This window comes from Intrasporangium sp. Soil_C_50, assembly GCF_057656595.1.
Window position 1 is genome coordinate 1,044,615 of sequence record NZ_JBDGKB010000001.1, and the last position, 18,435, is coordinate 1,063,049.

12 protein-coding genes are annotated in these 18,435 nt (G+C 74.2%); all 12 read right to left on the bottom strand.

Annotated features, from left to right (window positions below):
- Positions 1-3: 3 nt before the first annotated feature.
- Positions 4-1,101: a hypothetical protein gene (locus AC3A5R_RS04855; RefSeq protein ID WP_487619598.1), complete on the bottom strand. Its 1,098-nt coding sequence runs from the start codon at positions 1,099-1,101 to the stop codon at positions 4-6.
- Positions 1,098-2,381 (bottom strand): oligosaccharide flippase family protein, encoded by a 1,284-nt coding sequence (locus AC3A5R_RS04860; protein WP_487619599.1) that lies wholly within the window; start codon positions 2,379-2,381, stop codon positions 1,098-1,100. The genes AC3A5R_RS04855 and AC3A5R_RS04860 overlap by 4 nt, the downstream gene beginning before the upstream one ends.
- On the bottom strand, positions 2,378-3,718 hold the full coding sequence (locus AC3A5R_RS04865; protein WP_487619600.1) for an O-antigen ligase family protein: 1,341 nt from the start codon (positions 3,716-3,718) through the stop codon (positions 2,378-2,380). Before AC3A5R_RS04865 ends, AC3A5R_RS04860 begins: the two co-directional genes overlap by 4 nt.
- A 5-nt stretch (positions 3,719-3,723) precedes the next feature.
- Positions 3,724-4,755 carry a phosphotransferase family protein gene (locus AC3A5R_RS04870; protein WP_487620122.1) on the bottom strand — a complete coding sequence of 344 codons (1,032 nt, stop codon included), beginning with the start codon at positions 4,753-4,755 and terminating at the stop codon, positions 3,724-3,726.
- A 5-nt stretch (positions 4,756-4,760) separates the two neighbouring features.
- On the bottom strand, positions 4,761-5,231 hold the full coding sequence (locus tag AC3A5R_RS04875) for a hypothetical protein (protein ID WP_487619601.1): 471 nt from the start codon (positions 5,229-5,231) through the stop codon (positions 4,761-4,763).
- Positions 5,228-6,424, bottom strand: a complete 1,197-nt coding sequence (locus AC3A5R_RS04880) for a glycosyltransferase (RefSeq protein WP_487619602.1) — start codon at positions 6,422-6,424, stop codon at positions 5,228-5,230. The genes AC3A5R_RS04875 and AC3A5R_RS04880 overlap by 4 nt, the downstream gene beginning before the upstream one ends.
- Positions 6,424-7,416, bottom strand: coding sequence for a hypothetical protein (locus AC3A5R_RS04885; RefSeq protein ID WP_487619603.1), 993 nt, complete (start codon positions 7,414-7,416; stop codon positions 6,424-6,426). Before AC3A5R_RS04885 ends, AC3A5R_RS04880 begins: the two co-directional genes overlap by 1 nt.
- Positions 7,416-9,014 carry a GumC domain-containing protein gene (locus tag AC3A5R_RS04890; RefSeq protein ID WP_487619604.1) on the bottom strand — a complete coding sequence of 533 codons (1,599 nt, stop codon included), beginning with the start codon at positions 9,012-9,014 and terminating at the stop codon, positions 7,416-7,418. Before AC3A5R_RS04890 ends, AC3A5R_RS04885 begins: the two co-directional genes overlap by 1 nt.
- Before the next feature lie 337 nt (positions 9,015-9,351).
- Positions 9,352-13,851 (bottom strand): right-handed parallel beta-helix repeat-containing protein, encoded by a 4,500-nt coding sequence (locus tag AC3A5R_RS04895; RefSeq protein WP_487619605.1) that lies wholly within the window; start codon positions 13,849-13,851, stop codon positions 9,352-9,354.
- Between the two features lie 68 nt (positions 13,852-13,919).
- On the bottom strand, positions 13,920-15,422 hold the full coding sequence (locus tag AC3A5R_RS04900; RefSeq protein ID WP_487619606.1) for an RtcB family protein: 1,503 nt from the start codon (positions 15,420-15,422) through the stop codon (positions 13,920-13,922).
- Between the two features lie 100 nt (positions 15,423-15,522).
- Complete coding sequence (locus AC3A5R_RS04905) at positions 15,523-17,031, bottom strand: polysaccharide biosynthesis protein (RefSeq protein ID WP_487619607.1); 1,509 nt, start codon at positions 17,029-17,031, stop codon at positions 15,523-15,525.
- Positions 17,028-18,323, bottom strand: a complete 1,296-nt coding sequence (locus AC3A5R_RS04910) for a DegT/DnrJ/EryC1/StrS family aminotransferase (RefSeq protein WP_487619608.1) — start codon at positions 18,321-18,323, stop codon at positions 17,028-17,030. Before AC3A5R_RS04910 ends, AC3A5R_RS04905 begins: the two co-directional genes overlap by 4 nt.
- Positions 18,324-18,435: the final 112 nt, after the last annotated feature.

The window sequence follows — 18,435 nt, forward strand, 5'->3', positions numbered from 1 at the left end:
GGCTCACCCCGTTCCTGACGCGACGAGCACGCCGCTGAAGATCGACGTAGCGGAGGTGACGTCCTGCTCGAGCCCGACCTGCAGCGACGAGGGCGTCATGTGGGTCCACAGCTCGACGCCGCGCCGGCGGCGCTCGAGCAGCGCCCGGGTCAGGTCGTTGGGCGCGAGCCCGGGGTCGGTCAGCAGGTAGGTGCCGCCCTTGTAGGGCTGGCTCCACGTCCAGATGTCGACGGCGTGGGCGCCGTGCGCCAGCGGGATGTCGACGTAGGTGTGCACGTCGGCCTCGGCCGACTCCTTCGTCCCGTCGTACGGGCCGGGGTGCGCGAGGGCCTTGCGCGCCTGCAGGCGCACGTCCGTGCCCCACCGCCGCGACGCCTCGTCCCACGCGGCGGCCATGGCCGCGTCGCGCGTCGTGCCCCACCCTGCGTACTCGGCCCCGGTGCGCAGCCCCGCGCTGAGGTCGACGATGTCGAGCCCGCCCTTGGCGATGTAGCCGTCGACCGCGTTGAGCGCCACGGCCGGGTTGCGCGCCACCTCGGCGGCACCGCACATGCGTCGTCCGGCAGCCGACGCGGCACCGGCCACCGACTCGGGCACACCGCTCCAGCTGAGGCAGCCGAGCTCGGGCACGATGAAGTCGACGACGACCTTGCGGCCGGGCAGCCGCTCGTGCAGGGCGCGGGTCGTCGCGGTGAGGAAGGCCATGACGGTCGCGGCATCGGTGCCGTCCTGGTAGCCGAGCTCGTCGGCGATCTTGACGCCCGCCACGCCCTTCCGGTCGGCCAGCCTCACCACGGCGTCGAGCGCCGAGGCGTACCGCTCCGGCCCGGTGACCCAGGCCTTGATGAGGTCGGCCTCGACCCAGGCCTGCGCGCCGTGGGCCGCGACGGCCTCGGCGAGCGCGACGTACTGGGGCCGCAGCGTGACCGGCCCCGTGGCCGGGGTCGTCGGCGCCGCCGCGGAACCGGAGGTGCACGCGGCGCAGCCCGTGAGCAGGACGGCGCCGAGCGCGGCGGCCGGCAGCGCGGAGAGTCGGGAAGAGCTTCGGGAGGAACGTCGGGGAGAGCATCGGGGAGAACGCCGGCGGGGGTACAGGTTCACGGTGTCCTCCTCACGAGGCGTCGCCACGACCGGACGAGGAGCACGTCGGTGACGAGGTAGGCCACGGCGCTGGCCCAGGCCGCCCCGAGCGATCCGTGGCGTGGGATGAGCAGCAGGTCGAGCACGAGGGTCACGATGAACCCCCCACCGAGTATCAGGGAGTTGAGCCCCGGTCGGCCAGACCCGAGCAGGTAGCCGGACGCGACTCCCGCGGCCGGTTCGACGACGAGGCCGAGGCAGATCCAGACCGCCGGGAGCACGGCGTCGCGGAACGCCTCGCCGTAGAGGACCGGCAGGACCACGGTGGCGCTGGCCGCGACGACGACGGCCGCGACGGCCCCGAGCGCTACGAGGCGACCCACCCGGAGCCACTCCGGGTGCCGCGCGCCGTCCGCGCGACCGGCGAACTGCGGGTAGGTGACCCAGGTCAGGGCCAGCCCCGGCAGGCGCAGCAGCTCGGCGTACTTCGACGCGACGACGTAGACGCCGACCTGCGCCGGCCCCGTCATCGCGCCGAGGACGACGACGTCGAGGCGCAGGTTGAGCAGGTTGAGGATGCCCCCGACCTGGCTGCGACCGCCGAAGGCCGCCATGCGGCGCGCGAGGGCGAGGTCGGGCCGGCCCACGAGGCGTCCCCCGCGCTCGTGGACCCGCTTGGCGATCCGCACCCACGCGTGCACGGCGACGACGACGTCGGCGAGCAGCAGCGAGGCCACGAGCAGCCATCCGCCGCGCAGCCCGAGGACCCACAGGCCCAGGAACGCCGGCACGAAGACGGCCTCCTCGGCCGCGGTGACGATGTTCGACCCCTTCGCGTCGCCGAGCGCCTGCAGGCACGACTTGCCCACGGCGACCGGCAGCTGGGTCGCGACGGTCGCTCCCGTCGCGAGGACGACGGCGGTCGTCGTCGTGCTCATGAGGTGGTCGTGCACGATCGGGGTCAGCACGACCCAGACCGCGGTGCCGAGCAGGCCGCCGGCGGCCATCGTCGCAAGGACCGTGGGCCACAGGCCGCGGTGGCTCGCTTCCGGCCCGGCGACGAAGTAGCCCATGGCGCCGGGCAGCCCGCACGCGGCGACGACGCCGACGAGGCCGGGGAGCACTCGCATCAGGGCGAGGACGCCGACGTCGTCGGCACCGCCGGTGCGGGCCACGAGCACGGTCACGAGCGCGATCGACAGGAGGGCGACGAGCCGCGCTCCGACGTTGCCGATGACCGACCGTGCCGTGGTGCCGCGCAGCCGCGGCCTGGCCTGCTCGAGCACGCGCCCCCACGTCATGACGACCTCCCCTCGGGCACCCGGGCGAACGGGCGCACGCCGCGGGAGCCCGGGTCGAGACCGGCGATGAGCCCGAAGAGGGCCCACACGTGGCGGAAGTGCAGCACCTCGTAGAAGAGCCCGGCCACCACGAGTGCGCAGCACAGGGCCAGCAGCCATTCCGGTCGCGGCACGAGGGCCCGTACCTCCGGCTCCTGCGGCCACAACGCCACCCGGCCGAGCCGGAAGGCGATGACGACGAGGAGCACGACGAGTCCGATGCCACCGACCGCCCCGCGCTCCACGAGCGTCGCGAGGTAGTCGTTGTGCGCCTCCTTGATGTACGGCGCGGCCTGCCCGCTCAGCGTCGCCTTCGTCCGACCGGGCCCGACGCCGAGAAGGTCACCCTCGAGGTAGAGGCCGAAGGTCTCGGTCGCGAGCTCGGTGCGCGAGCCGCTCGACTCGTCGGTGCGCCCGAGCGAGTCGCGCAGCACCTGGAAGCTGTCGCTCGCCTGCTGCCCGATGGCGTTGATGTCGACCGAGGGCGCGACCGCCCCGAGGGCGGCGGCGGCGATGCACGCGACGGCTGCCGCCACCACGGCCCCCCGGCGTCGGACCAGGCCGACGACGAGAGCCACGACGAGCATGACGCCGAGCCCGACGGCGCCCCCGTTCGAGCCGGTGAAGACCATGGCGAGCAGGATCACGCCCACGCCGGCCAACCGGATCCAGCGCCGTCGCACCACCGAGGTCGCGAGCAGCAGGGCCAGGACGATGAGGAAGTAGTTGGCGCACAGGTTCGGGTCGGCGAAGGTCAGCGAGGCCCGGCCACCGTCCTTGGAGCTGAGTCCTGCCATCCAGCTGATGCGGGCGAGGCGCCCGACGCAGAGGACGACCGCCCACGCGATGCCCGACCACACCCAGGCCCGCAGGACGACGGCGAGCAGCCAGCGGTACTGGCGCACCGCGCTGGCGATGCACGCGCACCAGACGAGCAGGAAGAGGTCCTGCACGACGGGCAGCAGGGCGGTCGCGTCGCCGGAGTGGTAGGCCGCGACCGAGCCGGCCAGCATGAGGATGCTGACCGGAAGCACGTAGGGCATCGAGACCGGGACGGCCTTGGTGCGCAGCCAGGCCGCGACGGTGATGACGACCGCGAGGATGCCGATGTCGGCGATGGCCGTGTTGCCGGGACCGCTCGGCACGAGGAGCGGCATCGCGCAGATCGCCACTGTCAGGGCCGCGGCCACCCGGCGCGGTCCGCGAGCGCCCGGCAGCTCCGTGCTGCGATCCGGAACCGTTTGCGCCGCAGCGTCGCTCGCATCCCTGGGCGGCGCGGCGACGGCGTACGGCGTCATGATCTTCAGCATCGGAACAGCTCCGCCGCGAGGAGCAGGTGCTGGCGCGCGAAGATGGCCTCGTCCGACAGCGCCGCCACCTCCGCCGTGCCGACGGCGAGGACGTCGCGCCAGCGGCCGGGGTCACGCCCAGTCCGCTCGAGGTGCTCGGCGAGGACGCCGTGGACGAGCTCGGGCAGCCAGCCCTCGCCCGCCACGAGGTAGCGCACCGGCTCGCCCCACGGACCGGCGACGAGCCCGGGGTGACCGCGCACCTCGCGGCCGCTGCGGGTGTGCCGGTCGAGGTAGAGCACGTAGGACAGGGCGAAGCGGGTCAGGTCGCGCAGCGGGTCGCCGCCGACGACGGCGTGCTCCCAGTCGACGACGCCGGTGACGCGTCCGTCGGTGCGCAGCACGTTTCCGGCCCAGAAGTCGCCGTGCACGACCGACCACGGGCCGTCCGCGGGCAGCCGCAGGCTCGGCATCGTCGTGGCCACCGCGTCCGCCACGTCGCGGGCCACCGGGTCGGCGGGCCACCGGGCCCGCAGCCGCTTGGCGATGCCGGGCCAGCCGCCGGGCGAGCTCGACTCGGGCAGCCCACCGACCGCCTGGGACAGGTCGCGCAGCCACGACGCGGCGCCGGCGAGGTCGGCGCGGACGGCGTCGGGGCGCGTCGTCCCGCGCCAGCGGTGGTAGTCCACCGACATCGGGGTCCCGGGCACGGCCTCGGTGACGAGTACCGCTCCACCGCGGTCGCGCCGGATGTCGACGAGCCGGGGCACGGTCCCGCCGACGAGCCCGGGGTCGAGGGAGCCGAGGGCCTGAAGCGACGTGGCCTCGGCGACGACGGACACGGCGGCCACCGCGGTCAGGGCGACCTTCGCGACGAGGCGCGGCCGGGCGCGACCCGGGTCGAAGACGAGGATCGTCGCCTTGGGATTCTCGTCCTTGGACAGCCCGACGACGACGAGCCGCGGCGTCGCCGGCCCGGCGTGCTCGCGCAGCGCGGCACGGAGGAGGTCACCGGCCTCGGCAGGCACGGTGTCCGGGGCGACCATGTCGGTCACCGGCGGACCCCGACGACGAGTCGCCCGGGCACGAGCGCGCCGAGGACGAGACGGACCGACGCGGCGCCGAGGCGCGTGCGCGTCACGGCCGCGACGAGGCGGCGGACCGCCTCGAGGGCCAGGCGACCACGCACGACGCGCGGCGGCGTCGTGAGGAAGGTGGAGAGCAGCCACGTGACGGCGTCGCGGTCGTCGGCGGCCACGAACGTCGCCGACGACCACGTCGGCAGCACGACGTACTCCGACTCCACCTCGACGCCGAGCCGCACCGCGGCCCGACGCAACCGCCCCCGCCCACCCGCGCGGCGGTCGGCCAGCGCCACGGGCGACCCGGCGGGCAGCCCCAGGGCCCGCTCGGCGTCGGCGGGCACCGACGGCCACACGACGGGCGCGCCCGACGGCACGAGCACGGATGCCGAGGCGGGCACCGCGGCCCGCGACCGCAGCACGGACGGCGCGGCCGTCATGACGCCCTCGCCTGGAGACGGACCGGGCTGGTGCCGCCGAGACCCACGAGCTGGCGGCGCGGCTGGGCCGGACCCTGGGAGTAGACCCGGTCGAGCACCTCACCGGCGGTCGTCTGGTCGTACCGGTCGCCGAGGTGGGCCTGCGCGTGGGCGGCCCACAGCCGAGCCTCCTCGGGGTGGGCGAAGACGTGGTCGACGGCGGCGGCGAGCAGGTCGGCGCGGCCGGGCGGTACGAGCAGGCCGGTCTCGCCCGGGATGACGACGTCGGGCACCGCGTTGACGGCCGTGGCGACGACCGGGATCCCGCACTGCTGGGCCTCGACGACGACGCACGGCAGGCCCTCGTAGCGGCTCGCCATCGCGAAGACGTCGAACGCCGGCAGCAGGGCCGCGACGTCGGAGCGGTTGCCGAGCAGGTGCACCCGGGCGTCGAGCCCGAGGCGGTGCACGTCGCGGCGGGTGCGCTCGGCCAGCTCGCCGTCGCCGGCCCAGACGAGCACGGCGGGGGTGCGCATCCGGCGGAGCGCCTCGAGCATGACCTCGGGCGCCTTCTGGAAGTCGAGGCGTCCGACGGTGCCGAGCACGGGCACGTCGTCGGGCAGCCCGAGCAGCGCCCGTCCCCGGGCCCGCGTCGCCGGGTCGAGGCGGACGCTCGGCTCGTCGACGGCCGGGCCGATGGTGTGCAGCTGGTCGGGTCGGGCGAGCCCGCGGCGCAGCGCCTCGACGGCGACGCCGGTGCCGACCGCGAGGTAGGCGTCGGTGACCCGCGAGAGGCGGCGCTCGATGCGGATGTAGGCCGCCCGCAGCGCCGGGTTCTGGAACTCGTGGAACGGGAAGCCGTGCAGGGTGTGGACGATGAGTGGCACGCCGCTCCGGGAGGCGGCCATCCGGCCCAGCGCGCCGGCCTTGGCGCTGTGCGTGTGCACGACATCGGGACGCCACTCGTGCACGAGGTCGAGCAGCCGGCCGAACGCGGTGGCGTCCTCACGCGGCTGGATCGGCGAGACGAGCTCGGGCACGACGACGACCTCGACGCCTGCGGCGCGGGCGCGGTCGAGCAGGGCCCCCTCACGGGTGCCGGTGACGAGCACGCTCTGGTAGCGGCTCGGGTCGAGGGCCACGGCCCCACGCACGGCGACGCCGCCCGCACCCGCGACGCAGCGGGTCACGACGTGCACGACTCGCTTCGTCATCAGGACCCCACCTCCTCGGCCGGCACCAGTGCTCGGACCCGTTCGACGATCTCGCCCAGCGTCGTGCCGGGGGTACGCGGCAGGCGCACCCCGAGCACGGGGACGCTGCCGGCCAGCGTGCCGGCGACGTCGGCGACCGGAGGATGGGCGGGCCCGAGCCCCGTGCCGAGGGCGAGCGTCGCCGCGTACGCCCAGTAGCGCCGGAGCTCGCCCGCCGCGTAGGTGCCGCCGACGAGCTCGCGCGCGGCGGCGTCGGGGTCGGTGCCGCTCACCTCGACGGCGTCGGAGTCGCCGCGGGAGAGGACGAGCACGGCGTCCGGTAGGACGGAGTCGACGTGCCGCGACCAGGCGGACTCACGCCGGCCGTGCGGCATCCGTCGTCCCGAGCCACCCTCTGCCCGTGTGGGTTCCAGCAGACCGTGCACGATACGACCGTCGGTGGTGCAGAGGTTGTCGCTGACCGGCGCGTCGGCGGGTCCGGTGAGCGTGGCCACGAGCGTCGACTTGCCGACCCCGCCGGGCCCGGCGAGCACGACGGCGTACCCGTCGACCGTCGCCGCGGACACGTGCATCGGCACCTGACCCTTCGTGCCGGCCCACCACAGGGCCGGGTACTGCACGAGCACGGCCCGCTGCAGGAGCACCTGCCGGTCCGGTGCGGCCAGGCCCAGGGCCCGCTGGCGCCAGCCCCGCAGCGGCCGGGCCACGACCTCGAGCGTGCCCCGCCCCGGCCGGACGACGACGTCGAGGCCGCTCGAGCACGCGTCGGTGAGGACCACCTCGCGGCCGTCGGTCCACGCGCCCCGCGTCACGAGGCGGTGGCCGGCGCGGGCCGACACGGTCGCGTCGCCCGAGACGGTGACGTGGACGTCCGCCGTCGCGGCCGGCCCCGACATCTCCTGCCCGGCGCAGGACTCACGGACGAGCTCGGTCCAGGCGTCGTCGCCGTCGACGTGCACGACGAGTCCCGCCGTGCGGAGCCACACGCTCATCAGCGCAGCACCCCCTCCGAGGCGGAGTCCGTCCCGGAGGCGGGCGAGGGGTCCGCGGACGTGGCCCCGTCGGCCTCCGCGGGTGCGGCGGGCTCGGGGGTCACGTGGCCGTCACCATCGGTGTCGACCGCGCTCTCCCGCGCCGGCGCGACCGCCGTGGCGGCCCGTCCGTTCGGGCGGTCGGCGCTCGGTGTCGCTGCGGCCGTTCTCCCGGCGGGCTCGCGGTCCCAGGGCGACTCCCACACCGAGACCGCGGGGTCGAAGTCGTGCGATGCGCCCCCGGCGTCACCGGAACCACCACGCGCCTGACCCGACGCCGCGCCGTCGGCACGCGGCGCGACGACGACGCCGTCGTGGGCCGCGACGGGCCGCAGGGCCTCGCGCTCGGCACGGCGGGCCCGTCGTCGCGACCACCAGTGCCGGTGCCCGTGCGGGTAGCTGACGACGCCGACGACCGGCCAGCCGAGCGCATCGAGGAGCGCCCGGGTCCGCTCGATCGCCGCCGAGGACACCTGGTCGGGCGAGAGCACGACGACGACGGGACGCTCCCCCGGCTCGGCCCACTCGCGGCCGAGCACCTGCACGACGAGGCGGTGCCCGTTCTCCTGGCCCTGTGGTCCGAGCAGCGGCGCCAGGGACCGGGCCCACGCCTCCTCGCGCGCGTCGACGAGGACGAGCAGCAGCTGCGTCGCGTCGTACCGCCGCGCGAGCAGGGCGAGCCGGTCGGCGATCGGGCCGGCGGCCCCGAGCGTGCTCGGCGCCAGGTCGCGGTGCGGCAGGTAGCCGACGTGCGGCACGCCCAACGTGCGGGCGACGACTCGCGGGGACGGCAGCTTCGGCCGGAACGCCTCGAGGACGGCCGCGAGGCCCACGCCGAAGAGCGCGCCGAGGAGGGCGACGAGCACGGCGCGCTGGTAGACCGCCGCCGGCAGCGGGATCGTCGGCTCACGCACCGGGTCGAGCAGCACCGCGCGCGACGTCGTCGCCGTGGACAGGTCGAGGTCGGACAGCTGGCGCTCGAGCTCACCCTGGGTCGTCGTCAGCGACGTCAGCTGGGCCTGGAGTGCGAGGACGCCGTTCGGCGAGGCGCCCGGCATCCTCCTGACGAGCTGCTGGCGCTGCTTGGCGATCGAGTCGAGCTGGCGCTGCACCTGGGTGCGCCGCTGCGCGACGGCCGGCTGGTCACCGACGTTGGAGAACTCGATGACGTCCTGCGTCAGCGAGGTCGCGATGATCGCGGCCCGCTTGGGCGAGGTGTCGGTGACGGCGATCTCCATGACGGGCGAGACGCCGACGCGCCGCACGTCGATGTTGTTGGCGGCGAAGGTCGCCACGTCCGTCTGCAGGCCGCCCTTGTCGAGGGCCTGGCGCACGACGCCTGGACTCGTCGCGATGCCGAGCACGCGCTGGCTGGTGGCGTCGGCCTGCACGTTGGAGTTCGCGAGCTCGCTGCCCATCTGGACGCGGGCCACGGCCTCGTAGCTGTTGGGCTGGTTGCGGCCGATGTACCAGGCGGCTCCGAAGGGCAGGAGCACGCAGAGCAGGATGATCAGCCAGTGGCCGCGGATGACCCGGCCGAATGCCTCGTCGATCGTCATGATCCCCCCAGGACCGTGGGTACGCGCCGGGGCATGCGGCCCCGCCGACTCTCTGACGACGGTAGGTGCGGCCGTGCGCTCCCACATCGCTCCCGCAACGGACGAGCGCCTACGTCAAACGCATGACTCCTGCGACCGGTCGTCGGGCAGGAACGGCCGGCCCGCGGTGCTCGCGACGAGCGACGGACGGAGCCGGTGCACCGGACGCGGCCCGAGCGGGGGGAATGCTCGGGCCGCGCCTTGGGCGGCCGGGACACCGTTCCCCGGGGGGAGTCGGGGGTGGGTGTCCCGGTCGCGCTCGTGGGCCGGGGGTGCTGCGCACGTCCCGGCGACCGGGCTAGACCCTGATCCGCACGGTGACCGAGGACCGCTGGCCGACGTCGTCGCGGACCGTGAGCCTGATGTAGTACGTACCACTCTTGCGGTACGAGCACGTCGCCGTCGAGGCCGTGGTCGGCCCGATGACCTTCCCGTTGCCGCAGGCGTAGGTGTAGGTGAGCCGGCGCCGCTCCGGGTCGGTCGACCGGTACGCGCGGAGTGTGGCGACCGTCGGGGCGTGCGGCCTCGACAGGGTCACGATGAGCCGGGCGGTCGGCGGGCGGTTGATCCGGACGCGAACCGTCACGGGAGCACTGGTGACCCGGTGGCCGACGTCGTCGGTGACGGTGACGGTGGCCCGGAACGTCCCGCCGGTCCGGTACCTGCACGTCGCCCGGGCGGAGAGCTGCGGGCCGACGCGCGTGCCGTTGCCGCACGTGAAGGTGTACTTCAGCGGCCGTCGCTCCGGGTCACGCGAGGCCGAGGCGTCGAAGATGGCGGTCGCCGGTGCGACGGTCGTCGGTCCCCTCACGAGCCTGAGCGACGCGGTGGGCGGCCGGTTGGCCAGGGACGTGATGGTCGTCGTGGCCTTCCCGGAGAGGCCGCTGACGCTGCTGCGCACCGTCACCTGGGCCGTGAACGTCCCGGTCCGTGAGTACGTGCACGTCGCGGTCGGCGCGGCCTGCGGGCCGACGGTCGTGCCGGTGCCGCACACGAAGGTGTAGGTCAGCGTGCCCTTCTCGGGATCCGAGGACCCGGTCGCGCTGAGCGCCACCCGGAAGGGCACGGCGCCGGAGCGCGGGGTGGCCGTGAGCGCTGCCCTCGGCGCGACGTAGGCGGCGAGGACCCCGACGCTCGTGGTGGCGCTCGAGGCGAGGCCGGACGCGTCGACGACGCTGACCGAGGCCGTGTACGTCCCGCCGCCGGCATAGGTGCACGATGCGGTCGGGGCGGCCTGCGGACCGACCGTCGCGCCGTCGCCGCAGGCGAAGGTGTACGTGGCGATCGGGTGGTCGCCCGCGGTCGAGGCCGCCGCGGACAGCTGCACGGTCGCGGGCGCGCGGGCGCCCGACGCCGGGTTGGCGGAGAGCGCCGCGGTGGGGCCCACCGGCTTGGGCAGGTCGTGGAACTCGAGCGCACCGCGGTCGCCGTAGGGCGGCGTGCCGGCGCCCGTGTCGGCGACGGTCGGCACGTCGACCGGGGCGAAGCCGTCGTGGTCGGTCACCGAGGCGCCGGCGACGCCGAGGTCGGCGCTGTCGACCGCGGGCGAGGTGATCGTCAGCGCGAGGTTGCGCGCGGCCTGGTCGACGAACCGCGGCGCGGCGCCGAGGTCGGTGGCGCCCTGGGCGCTCGCGGTCCGGAAGGCCGCCACGGTGGCGTACCGCAGCGAGTTCCACTCGTACAGTGGCCCGCCCGCGCTCATGAACACGAGGTTGCGGTCGACGGTCGAGCCGGCCGAGGACTTGGCGTCCAGCCGGATGTCGCCGGTCGTGCGGGTGCTGCCGACCGCGTTGTCGATGCTGACGTTGTTCGCGACGAGCGCGTTCGTGCAGCCGCCCTCGAGGTTGACGCCGGCGGTGGCGTTCCCGACGACGGTGTTGCCGACGACGTGGTCGCGCAGCGAGCTGAGGCAGTCGACGCCGTGGTCGCCGTTGTCGTAGGCGATGTTGCGGCGCACCTTCGCGTCGTCCGAGCCGGTGTAGACCTGGATGCCGGAGTCCTGGTTGGCGTAGGAGGTGTTGCGCTCGATCACCGCGCCGGTGGATCCGAGGCTGACGTCGATGCCGGTGGCGAGGCGCTGGACCGGCTGGGCGTTGTCGTGGGTGACGTTGTCGGCGACGGTCGCCCCGGTGCTGCCCTGGATGCTGATGCCGTGGTAGCCGTTCGAGGCGCTCGTGCTGCCCGACACGACGGCGGCGGGGCTCGTCGCGATGCGGATGCCGATCGAGCCGTTGGCGCTCGCCGTCGACCCGGACACCCGGGTGCGGTTCGACCGGTCGGAGGAGATGCCGTAGCTGGAGGCGAGCGTCGCCGTGGCGGAGGAGACGACCACGTCGGCGGAGTCCTGGATGCTGACGCCGACCCCGTTCTGGCCCTGGGTGGTGAACCCGTCGACGACGACCGACCGGGCGTTCCACAGCTTGAACCCGTAGGAGCGCGTCGAGGCCTCGATCGTCGTGCCGGACGCCGGGTTCGCCCCGCCGGCGTCGACGTAGAGGGTGCTCGTCGCGGCGTCGTAGAAGAACGTGCCGGGCGTCGTCGTCGTGGCGCTCGGGGCGACCGCGAGGCGCGTCCCGCCACGCAGCACCTGGGTCACGGGCGCGGCCGCGCTGACCGTGGCCTTCCAGGCGGTGGTGCCGGTGGCGACCCATTGCGCGGGCGAGCCGAGGTCGGTCGAGCCGAGGACGCGCACGGCGCCGTTGGCGCGGAAGGTGAGGGGGGCCGTCGGCAGGCCGGTGGCGGCCGGCGTCACCTGCTCGCGGTAGTCGCCGGCCTCGACGAGGACGGTGTCACCGGCGACCGCCACCGCGGCCCCGCGGCTGATCGAGCAGAACGGCGTCGTCGTGCCGTCGGCGGCGTCGGAGCACGACGCGTTGCGGCTGTCGACGTGGTAGGTCACCGTGGCCCGGTCCGTCAGCGTCAGGGGCACCTGGGCGCGCCCCGTGAGCCCACCGGTGTCGGAGACCGTGACGCTGACGAGGTGGGTGCCCGCCGTGGTGAACGGGTGGGTCGCCACCGGCGAGGTCTGCGGACCGACGACGGTGCCGTCGCCGAAGTCGAAGGTGTAGCCGGCGATGCCCTGTCCGTCGACGTCGCTGGATCCTCGGGCGTCGGCCGTGACGGTGACCGTGGGGGGCGCCTGCCCGGTCGTCGTCGACAGCACGAGGGCCGCGTGAGGTGCGTTCGTCGTCGCGTCGCCGGCCTGCGGCAGCCGCTCGAGGGCGCCGCGGTCGGCGAAGGTCGGCGCGCCGGCTCCCCGGTCGGGGACCGTCGGGTCGTCGGCCGGCGGGTTGCCCGCGGCATCCTTCGCTTCGAAGCCGGGCGCGCCGGCGTCGGCCGAGTCGACCGCTGCGGACTGTGCCGCCGGCCTGAAGTCGTGGGCGGCGGTGTCGACGAACTGGGGGTCGCTGCCCAGGCCTGCCGGCTCGAGGCCCGTGGCCGCCGCGAAGTCGGACATCGTCTGGTAGCGGGTCAGGCCGATCCGCACGGCCGGCACCCACCGGCTGTTCCAGAACACGTCGCTGTCGGCGGTGAAGCCGGTCATCGAGGCCTGCTCGACGTAGAGGTCGTGCCGGCCCGTGGCCAGACCGTTGTCGACCGAGATGTTGTTGCGCAGGGTGGCGCCGGTGCTGCTGCCCTCGACGGAGATCCCGTCGTCGTGGTTGCCGTAGGAGGTGTTCGACACGTAGGTGACGCCGGTGGAGGCGAGCGTGTCGAACCCGTGGTTGCCGTTGCCCCAGCTCGTGTTCCGCACGACGAGGGCGCGCGCCGAGCCGCCGTAGACCTGGATTCCGGTGTCCTGGTTGCCGTGCACGACGTTGCCGCGCAGCACGGTGTCGGTCGAGGTCGCGCTGACGTCGATGCCGGCCGCGGTGGCCGTACCGGACCTCACGACGTTGTCGGCCGACTCGGAGCCCTGGACGACGTTGCCGACCGAGCCCTGCAGCGAGATGCCGTGGTTGCCCGAGCCGGCGACGTTCGCGCCCGTGATCGTCGACGCGGTCGTGGCGGCCAGCTTGATCCCGATCGAGGCGGCCGAGCGGACCGTCGCGTTCGCCACGGTGACGTTCGTGCTCGAGGCCTCGAGCAGGATGCCGGAGCCGGCGCTGAAGGTGCTGGTCACGTTGCGCAGCGTCACGGCGCTGCCGGCGCTCACCCGCAGGCCGACGCCGTTCTGCCCGGTCGTGGTGAAGCCGTCGACGACGACGTCGCTGCGCCCCGCCAGGTTGAACCCGTACGTCTGGGCGCCGGCCTCGAGCGCACGGCCGGTCGGCGCCGAGCCACCGAGGTTGACGTAGAGCACCTTGGCGATCGGGTCGTGGAAGAACGACCCGGCGGTCAGCGTCGTCGCGCTCGTACCGGCGGCGAGGCGGGTGCCGTCGAGGAACACCTGCTTGGTGGTGCTCGGGGGCGCGTACGGCGTGCTGAACGTCCCGCCCGACACCGCGGTCCAGGGGGCTGCCGACAGGTCACGCGTGCCCGACACGACGACACCCGGCCCCGAGGTGGTGAACGTGATCGGCACGCCGGCCGCGCCGGAGGCACCGACCGTGACCTGCTCCCGGTAGGTGCCCGGCGCGACCCGCACCGTGTCGCCAGGAGTCACGGCACGAGCCGCCGCCCCGCTGATGGTGCAGAACGGCGCCGACGACGTCCCCGAGCCGGCGTCGCTGCACGTCGGCGACGAGCCGTCGACGAACCAGGACGTCGCGGCTGACGCGGCGGGGGCCACGACGAGCTGCCATCCGAGAGCGAGGGCACCCACGGACACAGCTGAGATGACGGCTCGAGGCTTCATGGTCGGCTCCTGGAAGGGTCGGGCGCGATGACGTGTGGGAGGGACCCGGCGCGATCCGGGCCATGCGGTCAGTGCAGGACGGCGAACGGCCTCATCCGCGCCACCGGGCGCACGATCCCGTGCCGGGTCAGCACCGACATGGCGGCGTTGACGCCGTGGTCGTCGAGGTGGGGCGCGGACGACGGGGCCTCGTCGGTGTAGCGGTAGCGACGCGTCGAGCGGCCGCCCGGGTCGAGCGTCGAGCGCCCGTCCTTCTCGAACTGCTCGATCACGGTGCCGGCGCCGTGGCAGGCCGAGTGGAGGCTGTCGCTGCTGCGCGCGCCGGCCACGGCGAGGTAGGAGGACGTGCGGTGCGTGCCGGGCAGGAGCACGGCCTGGCCCGTCGTTGCGAAGACCGACCCCTCGGGCATCCGGTCGGCCGGGAACGCCCGGCACGAGTTGTGCCGGTGCACCACGGCCCGCTGGCCGCCGACGTTCTCCTCGTAGATCGAGTTGTGCGGCGAGTCGACGACGAGCCGGCCCGGCTCCCCGCCGAAGGCGTCGAGCGCGAGGCGCCGCAGCGCGGCGTAGGTCGCGACGCGGAAGGCGTAGCCGTAGTTCATCGCCGACGCGTTGGCGAGCATGAGCCGCTGGCCCTCGTCGCTGTCGAGGTCCACGGGCGCGCAGCCCTTGGCGAAGTAGAGGCGCATCCGCTCGCGCAGCTGGGCCGCCGACCGCGCCGTGGCCAGGTGGTAGAGCGGCTTCTGCACCGCCATGACCGCCTTCATCGCGCGCGCGGTGTCCTTGCGACGCTGGAAGAGGTGACCGATCTCGCCGGTGAGGACGCCACCGCCCGCGTGGTACTGGAGCGTCACCTGCCCCTGCCGGATGCCGAGCAGCTCGGCCGCCTCGGGGTCGAGGATCTCCTCGACCTGCTGCAGCTCGACGAAGTGGTTCGTCGGGCCGACGGTTCCGAAGCGCAGCCGCGCCAGCTGCCAGGTCAGCGCGGGGATCTCCTTGCGCAGCCGGGCGCCGCCACCCCACGGCTCGAGGTCGACGCGTCCGGACTCCTCGATGCGCTCGAGCTCCTCGGCGTCGACACCCCACCGCTCGGCCGCGAACTGGGCGCCCTCGGTGGCGGCCGCGACGACCTCGGAGGCCGTCAGCTCACGGGCCCCGCGCGTCGGGTAGGGGTACTTCTCCTTGACGGCCCGGTAGAACGCGTCGACCGCGTGGTCGGCGGGCTTGTCGGTCCCGAGCGCGATGAGGGCCATGCCGCAGTTGACCGACGAGCTGGTGAACGTCGGTCGGATCGTGCCGCGCGTGGCCACGGCGATGCTCGAGGGCATCTCCATCTTGCGCTTGTGGTGGAAGTCCGGCAGCACGACCGGCGGCGCCGCGAGGTCGAGGCCGGCCGCCCCCATCTCGAACGACTGCAGCACCGCCTCGTCGGCCAGCAGGCCCGGTCCCTCGATGACGGTGGCGGTCCGTGCCCGGGGCGTTCCCGGCACGATGGTCGTCGGGTGGGTCGCTCCGGTGGTTCCGGGTCCCGGGTGCTCGGCCCCGGTGCCCGTGATGACGGTGAGGTCCACGATCGTCCCCTCTTCCTCGTGGTGTGCGTGAATGTGGTCAGGCGTTGGTGTGCTGCGGTGCGTGCGAGGTGTCCCGCTCCGGGGTGCCGGGCGGGTCGGCTCAGTAGTCGTCCGGGTAGGGCGCGGCGACGACGAGACGCCGGTCGTCACGGGCGCGCTGGTAGTTGCCCAGGATCAGCTCGAGGGCCGCCTTGACCTCGTCGACGGCGTTGCGCGACGCGGCCTCGAAGAGCGTGTCGAGCTGACCGTCGAAGTCGGGGTCCGTCGTCGCGCTCGACGTGCTGAAGATCCGCGGGTGGGCCGTCTGCTGGCGGTCCTCCGCGTCGGAGAAGAGCACCTCGTGCAGCTTCTCCCCCGGCCGCAGGCCGGTGTACCGGATGTCGACCTCCTGCAGGCCGAGCTGGCGCGAGTAGTTCTGCACGAGGTCGACGATGCGCACCGGCTGGCCCATGTCGAGGACGAACGTCTCGCCCCCCCGCGCCAGGTGGGCCGCCTCGAGGACGAGGCCGACCGCCTCCTCGATCGTCATGAAGAACCGGGTCACGTCCGGGTCGGTCACCGTGAACGGCTCGTCGTTGCGCACCTGCTCGGCGAGCACGTGCAGCAGGGAGCCCCGGCTGCCGAGGACGTTGCCGAAGCGCACCGCCGACACGATGGTCCCCCCGGAGTCGCGTGAGGCGTGCCGGGTGACGCGTTCGGCCAGCTGCTTCGTCGCGCCGAGCACCGAGGTCGGGTCGGCCGCCTTGTCGGTCGAGATGAGGATGAACCGGTCGACACCGTTCTCGACCGCGGCCCGCACGACGTTGAGCGTGCCGCCGACGTTGGACTTGACGCCCTCGCAGGGGTGGCGCTCGAGCATCGGCAGGTGCTTGAGGGCGGCTGCGTGGAAGACGATGTGCGGGCGGACGTCGGCGATGATCTGGCGCATCCGCCCGGCGTCGCGGATGTCGGCGACGACGACGTCGTCGGAGTCGAGCAGCCCCTCGCCGGTCAGCTCGAGCTGGAGGCGGTGCAGGTTCGACTCGTCGTGGTCGAGCATGACGAGCCGCTCGGGCCCGAACCCGTTGACCTGCCGGCACAGCTCGCTGCCGATCGAGCCGCCGGCACCGGTGACGAGCACCCGGGCACCGCGGATCGTGGCCTGGACCTCGGGTGAGACGACGTGCATCTCGGGCCGGCCGATGAGCGCCCCGACCTCGAGCGATCGCAGGTCGGTTCCGACGACGTCGCGCTGGAGCATCGAGATGAACGAGGGCAGGTGCCGCACGCTCGCACCGACGCGCGCGGCGGTCGTCGCCAGCAGGCGCACCTGTTCGGCCGGCAGGCCCGGGATCGCGAGGAGCACGACGTCGACGCGTTGCACCGTGACGACCGAGAGCAGGTCGGACAGGGCACCGAGGACCGGCAGCCGGCGCACGACGCGCTTGTTCGTGTCGTCGTCGAGGAAGCCGATCGGCGCCAGGCCGAAGTCGCGCACCCTCTCGAGGTCACGGGCCAGGGCACGGCCGGCCTCCCCCGCACCGACGATCAGGGTGCGCAGGCCCTTCTGCAGCGTCGGCACGAAGCCGATGTCCTCCGGTGTCCATCCGTAGCTCAGTGTCGTGGTCATCCTCTGGCTCCCCTCCGTGCGCAGTCGGCCAGGGCTGAACAGACCTGGTCGACCTCCACATCCGTGATGACCGCGTCCATCGGCAGCGACAGGATGCGGTCGAAGACCCGGTCGGCACCGGGCAGCCCCTCTGCGGGGACGATGCAGTGGTCCCGGAACCACGTCAGCTGGTGCAGCGGGATGAAGTGCACCGACGTGCACACGCCCCGGGCCCGCAGCACGTCGATGAGCTCGTCGCGCCCCATGCCGTAGGCCGGCTCGACGCGCACCGTGTAGAGGTGCCAGGCGTGCCGGCCGGTGACGGGCCGTGGCGGGCGCCGCAGCCCCGGGATCCCGGAGAGCCCCTCGTCGTACCGCGCGGCCACTGCGGCGCGGCGGGCCTGGTCGAGGTCGAACCGCCGAAGCTGCGCCCGCCCGATCGCGGCCTGGACGTCGGTCATGTTCGCCTTGAGGCCCTCGGTGGCGACGTCGTAGCGCCAGCCGCCGCCCGGCAGGTAACGCCTCCACGCGTCCGCGGACATCCCGTGCAGCCGCGCCCGCCGCATGCGGTGGGCGAGGTCCGCGTCGTCGGTCGTGACCATGCCGCCCTCGCCGATGGCCAGGTTCTTCGTCGCGTAGAAGCTGAAGCACGTGGCCCGCGAGATGGTGCCGACGGGCTCGTCGCCGACGAGGGTGCCGAGGGCGTGGGCGGCGTCCTCGACGACGTGGTCGAGGTCGAGGCCGGCCGCCTCGGCCAGGGCCCGGACGTCGGTCGGCAGCCCGGCGAGGTGGACGACGACGAGCGCGTCGACGCCGCCGCAGCCGGCCGACGCGGCGGCGGCGGTGGCCGGTGAGGGCATGGCGGTCACGGGGTCGACGTCGGCGAGCACGGGCACGTGGCCGGCGTGCCGGATGGCGGCGGCCGCGCCGCAGAAGGTGACCGTCGACATGAGGACCTTCGAGCCCTCCGGCAGGTCCATGGCCCGGAGGGCCAGCTCGATCGCGGCGGTGCACGAGCTGACGGCGATGCCGTGCTCGGCGCCGACGTAGGCGGCCAGCTCGGCCTCGAACTCGACCACCTGCTGGCCCGAGGTGACCCACCCCGACTCGAGGACGTCGGCGACGGCCTGACGCGCCTCGGGACAGATCCGCGTCCGGGTGAAGGGCACGACGTGCGGAGCAGGTGACGCCTCGGTCGTCGGCGCTGCAGGCTCCGGGACGAGCGGCGTCCCCACCGGGGTCGTCGCCGTCAGGTCGGCGTGGCGGGCGCGGCGCCGGGTCGGCCCGACGGGATGCCGGACGATCTCAACCATGGACCTGGACCTCGTTCATCGCCATCTCCCCCGTCATCTCCCCCGTCATCTCCCCCGTCATCTCCCCCGTCATCTCCCCCGTCATCTCCCCCGTCATCTCCCCCGTCATCTC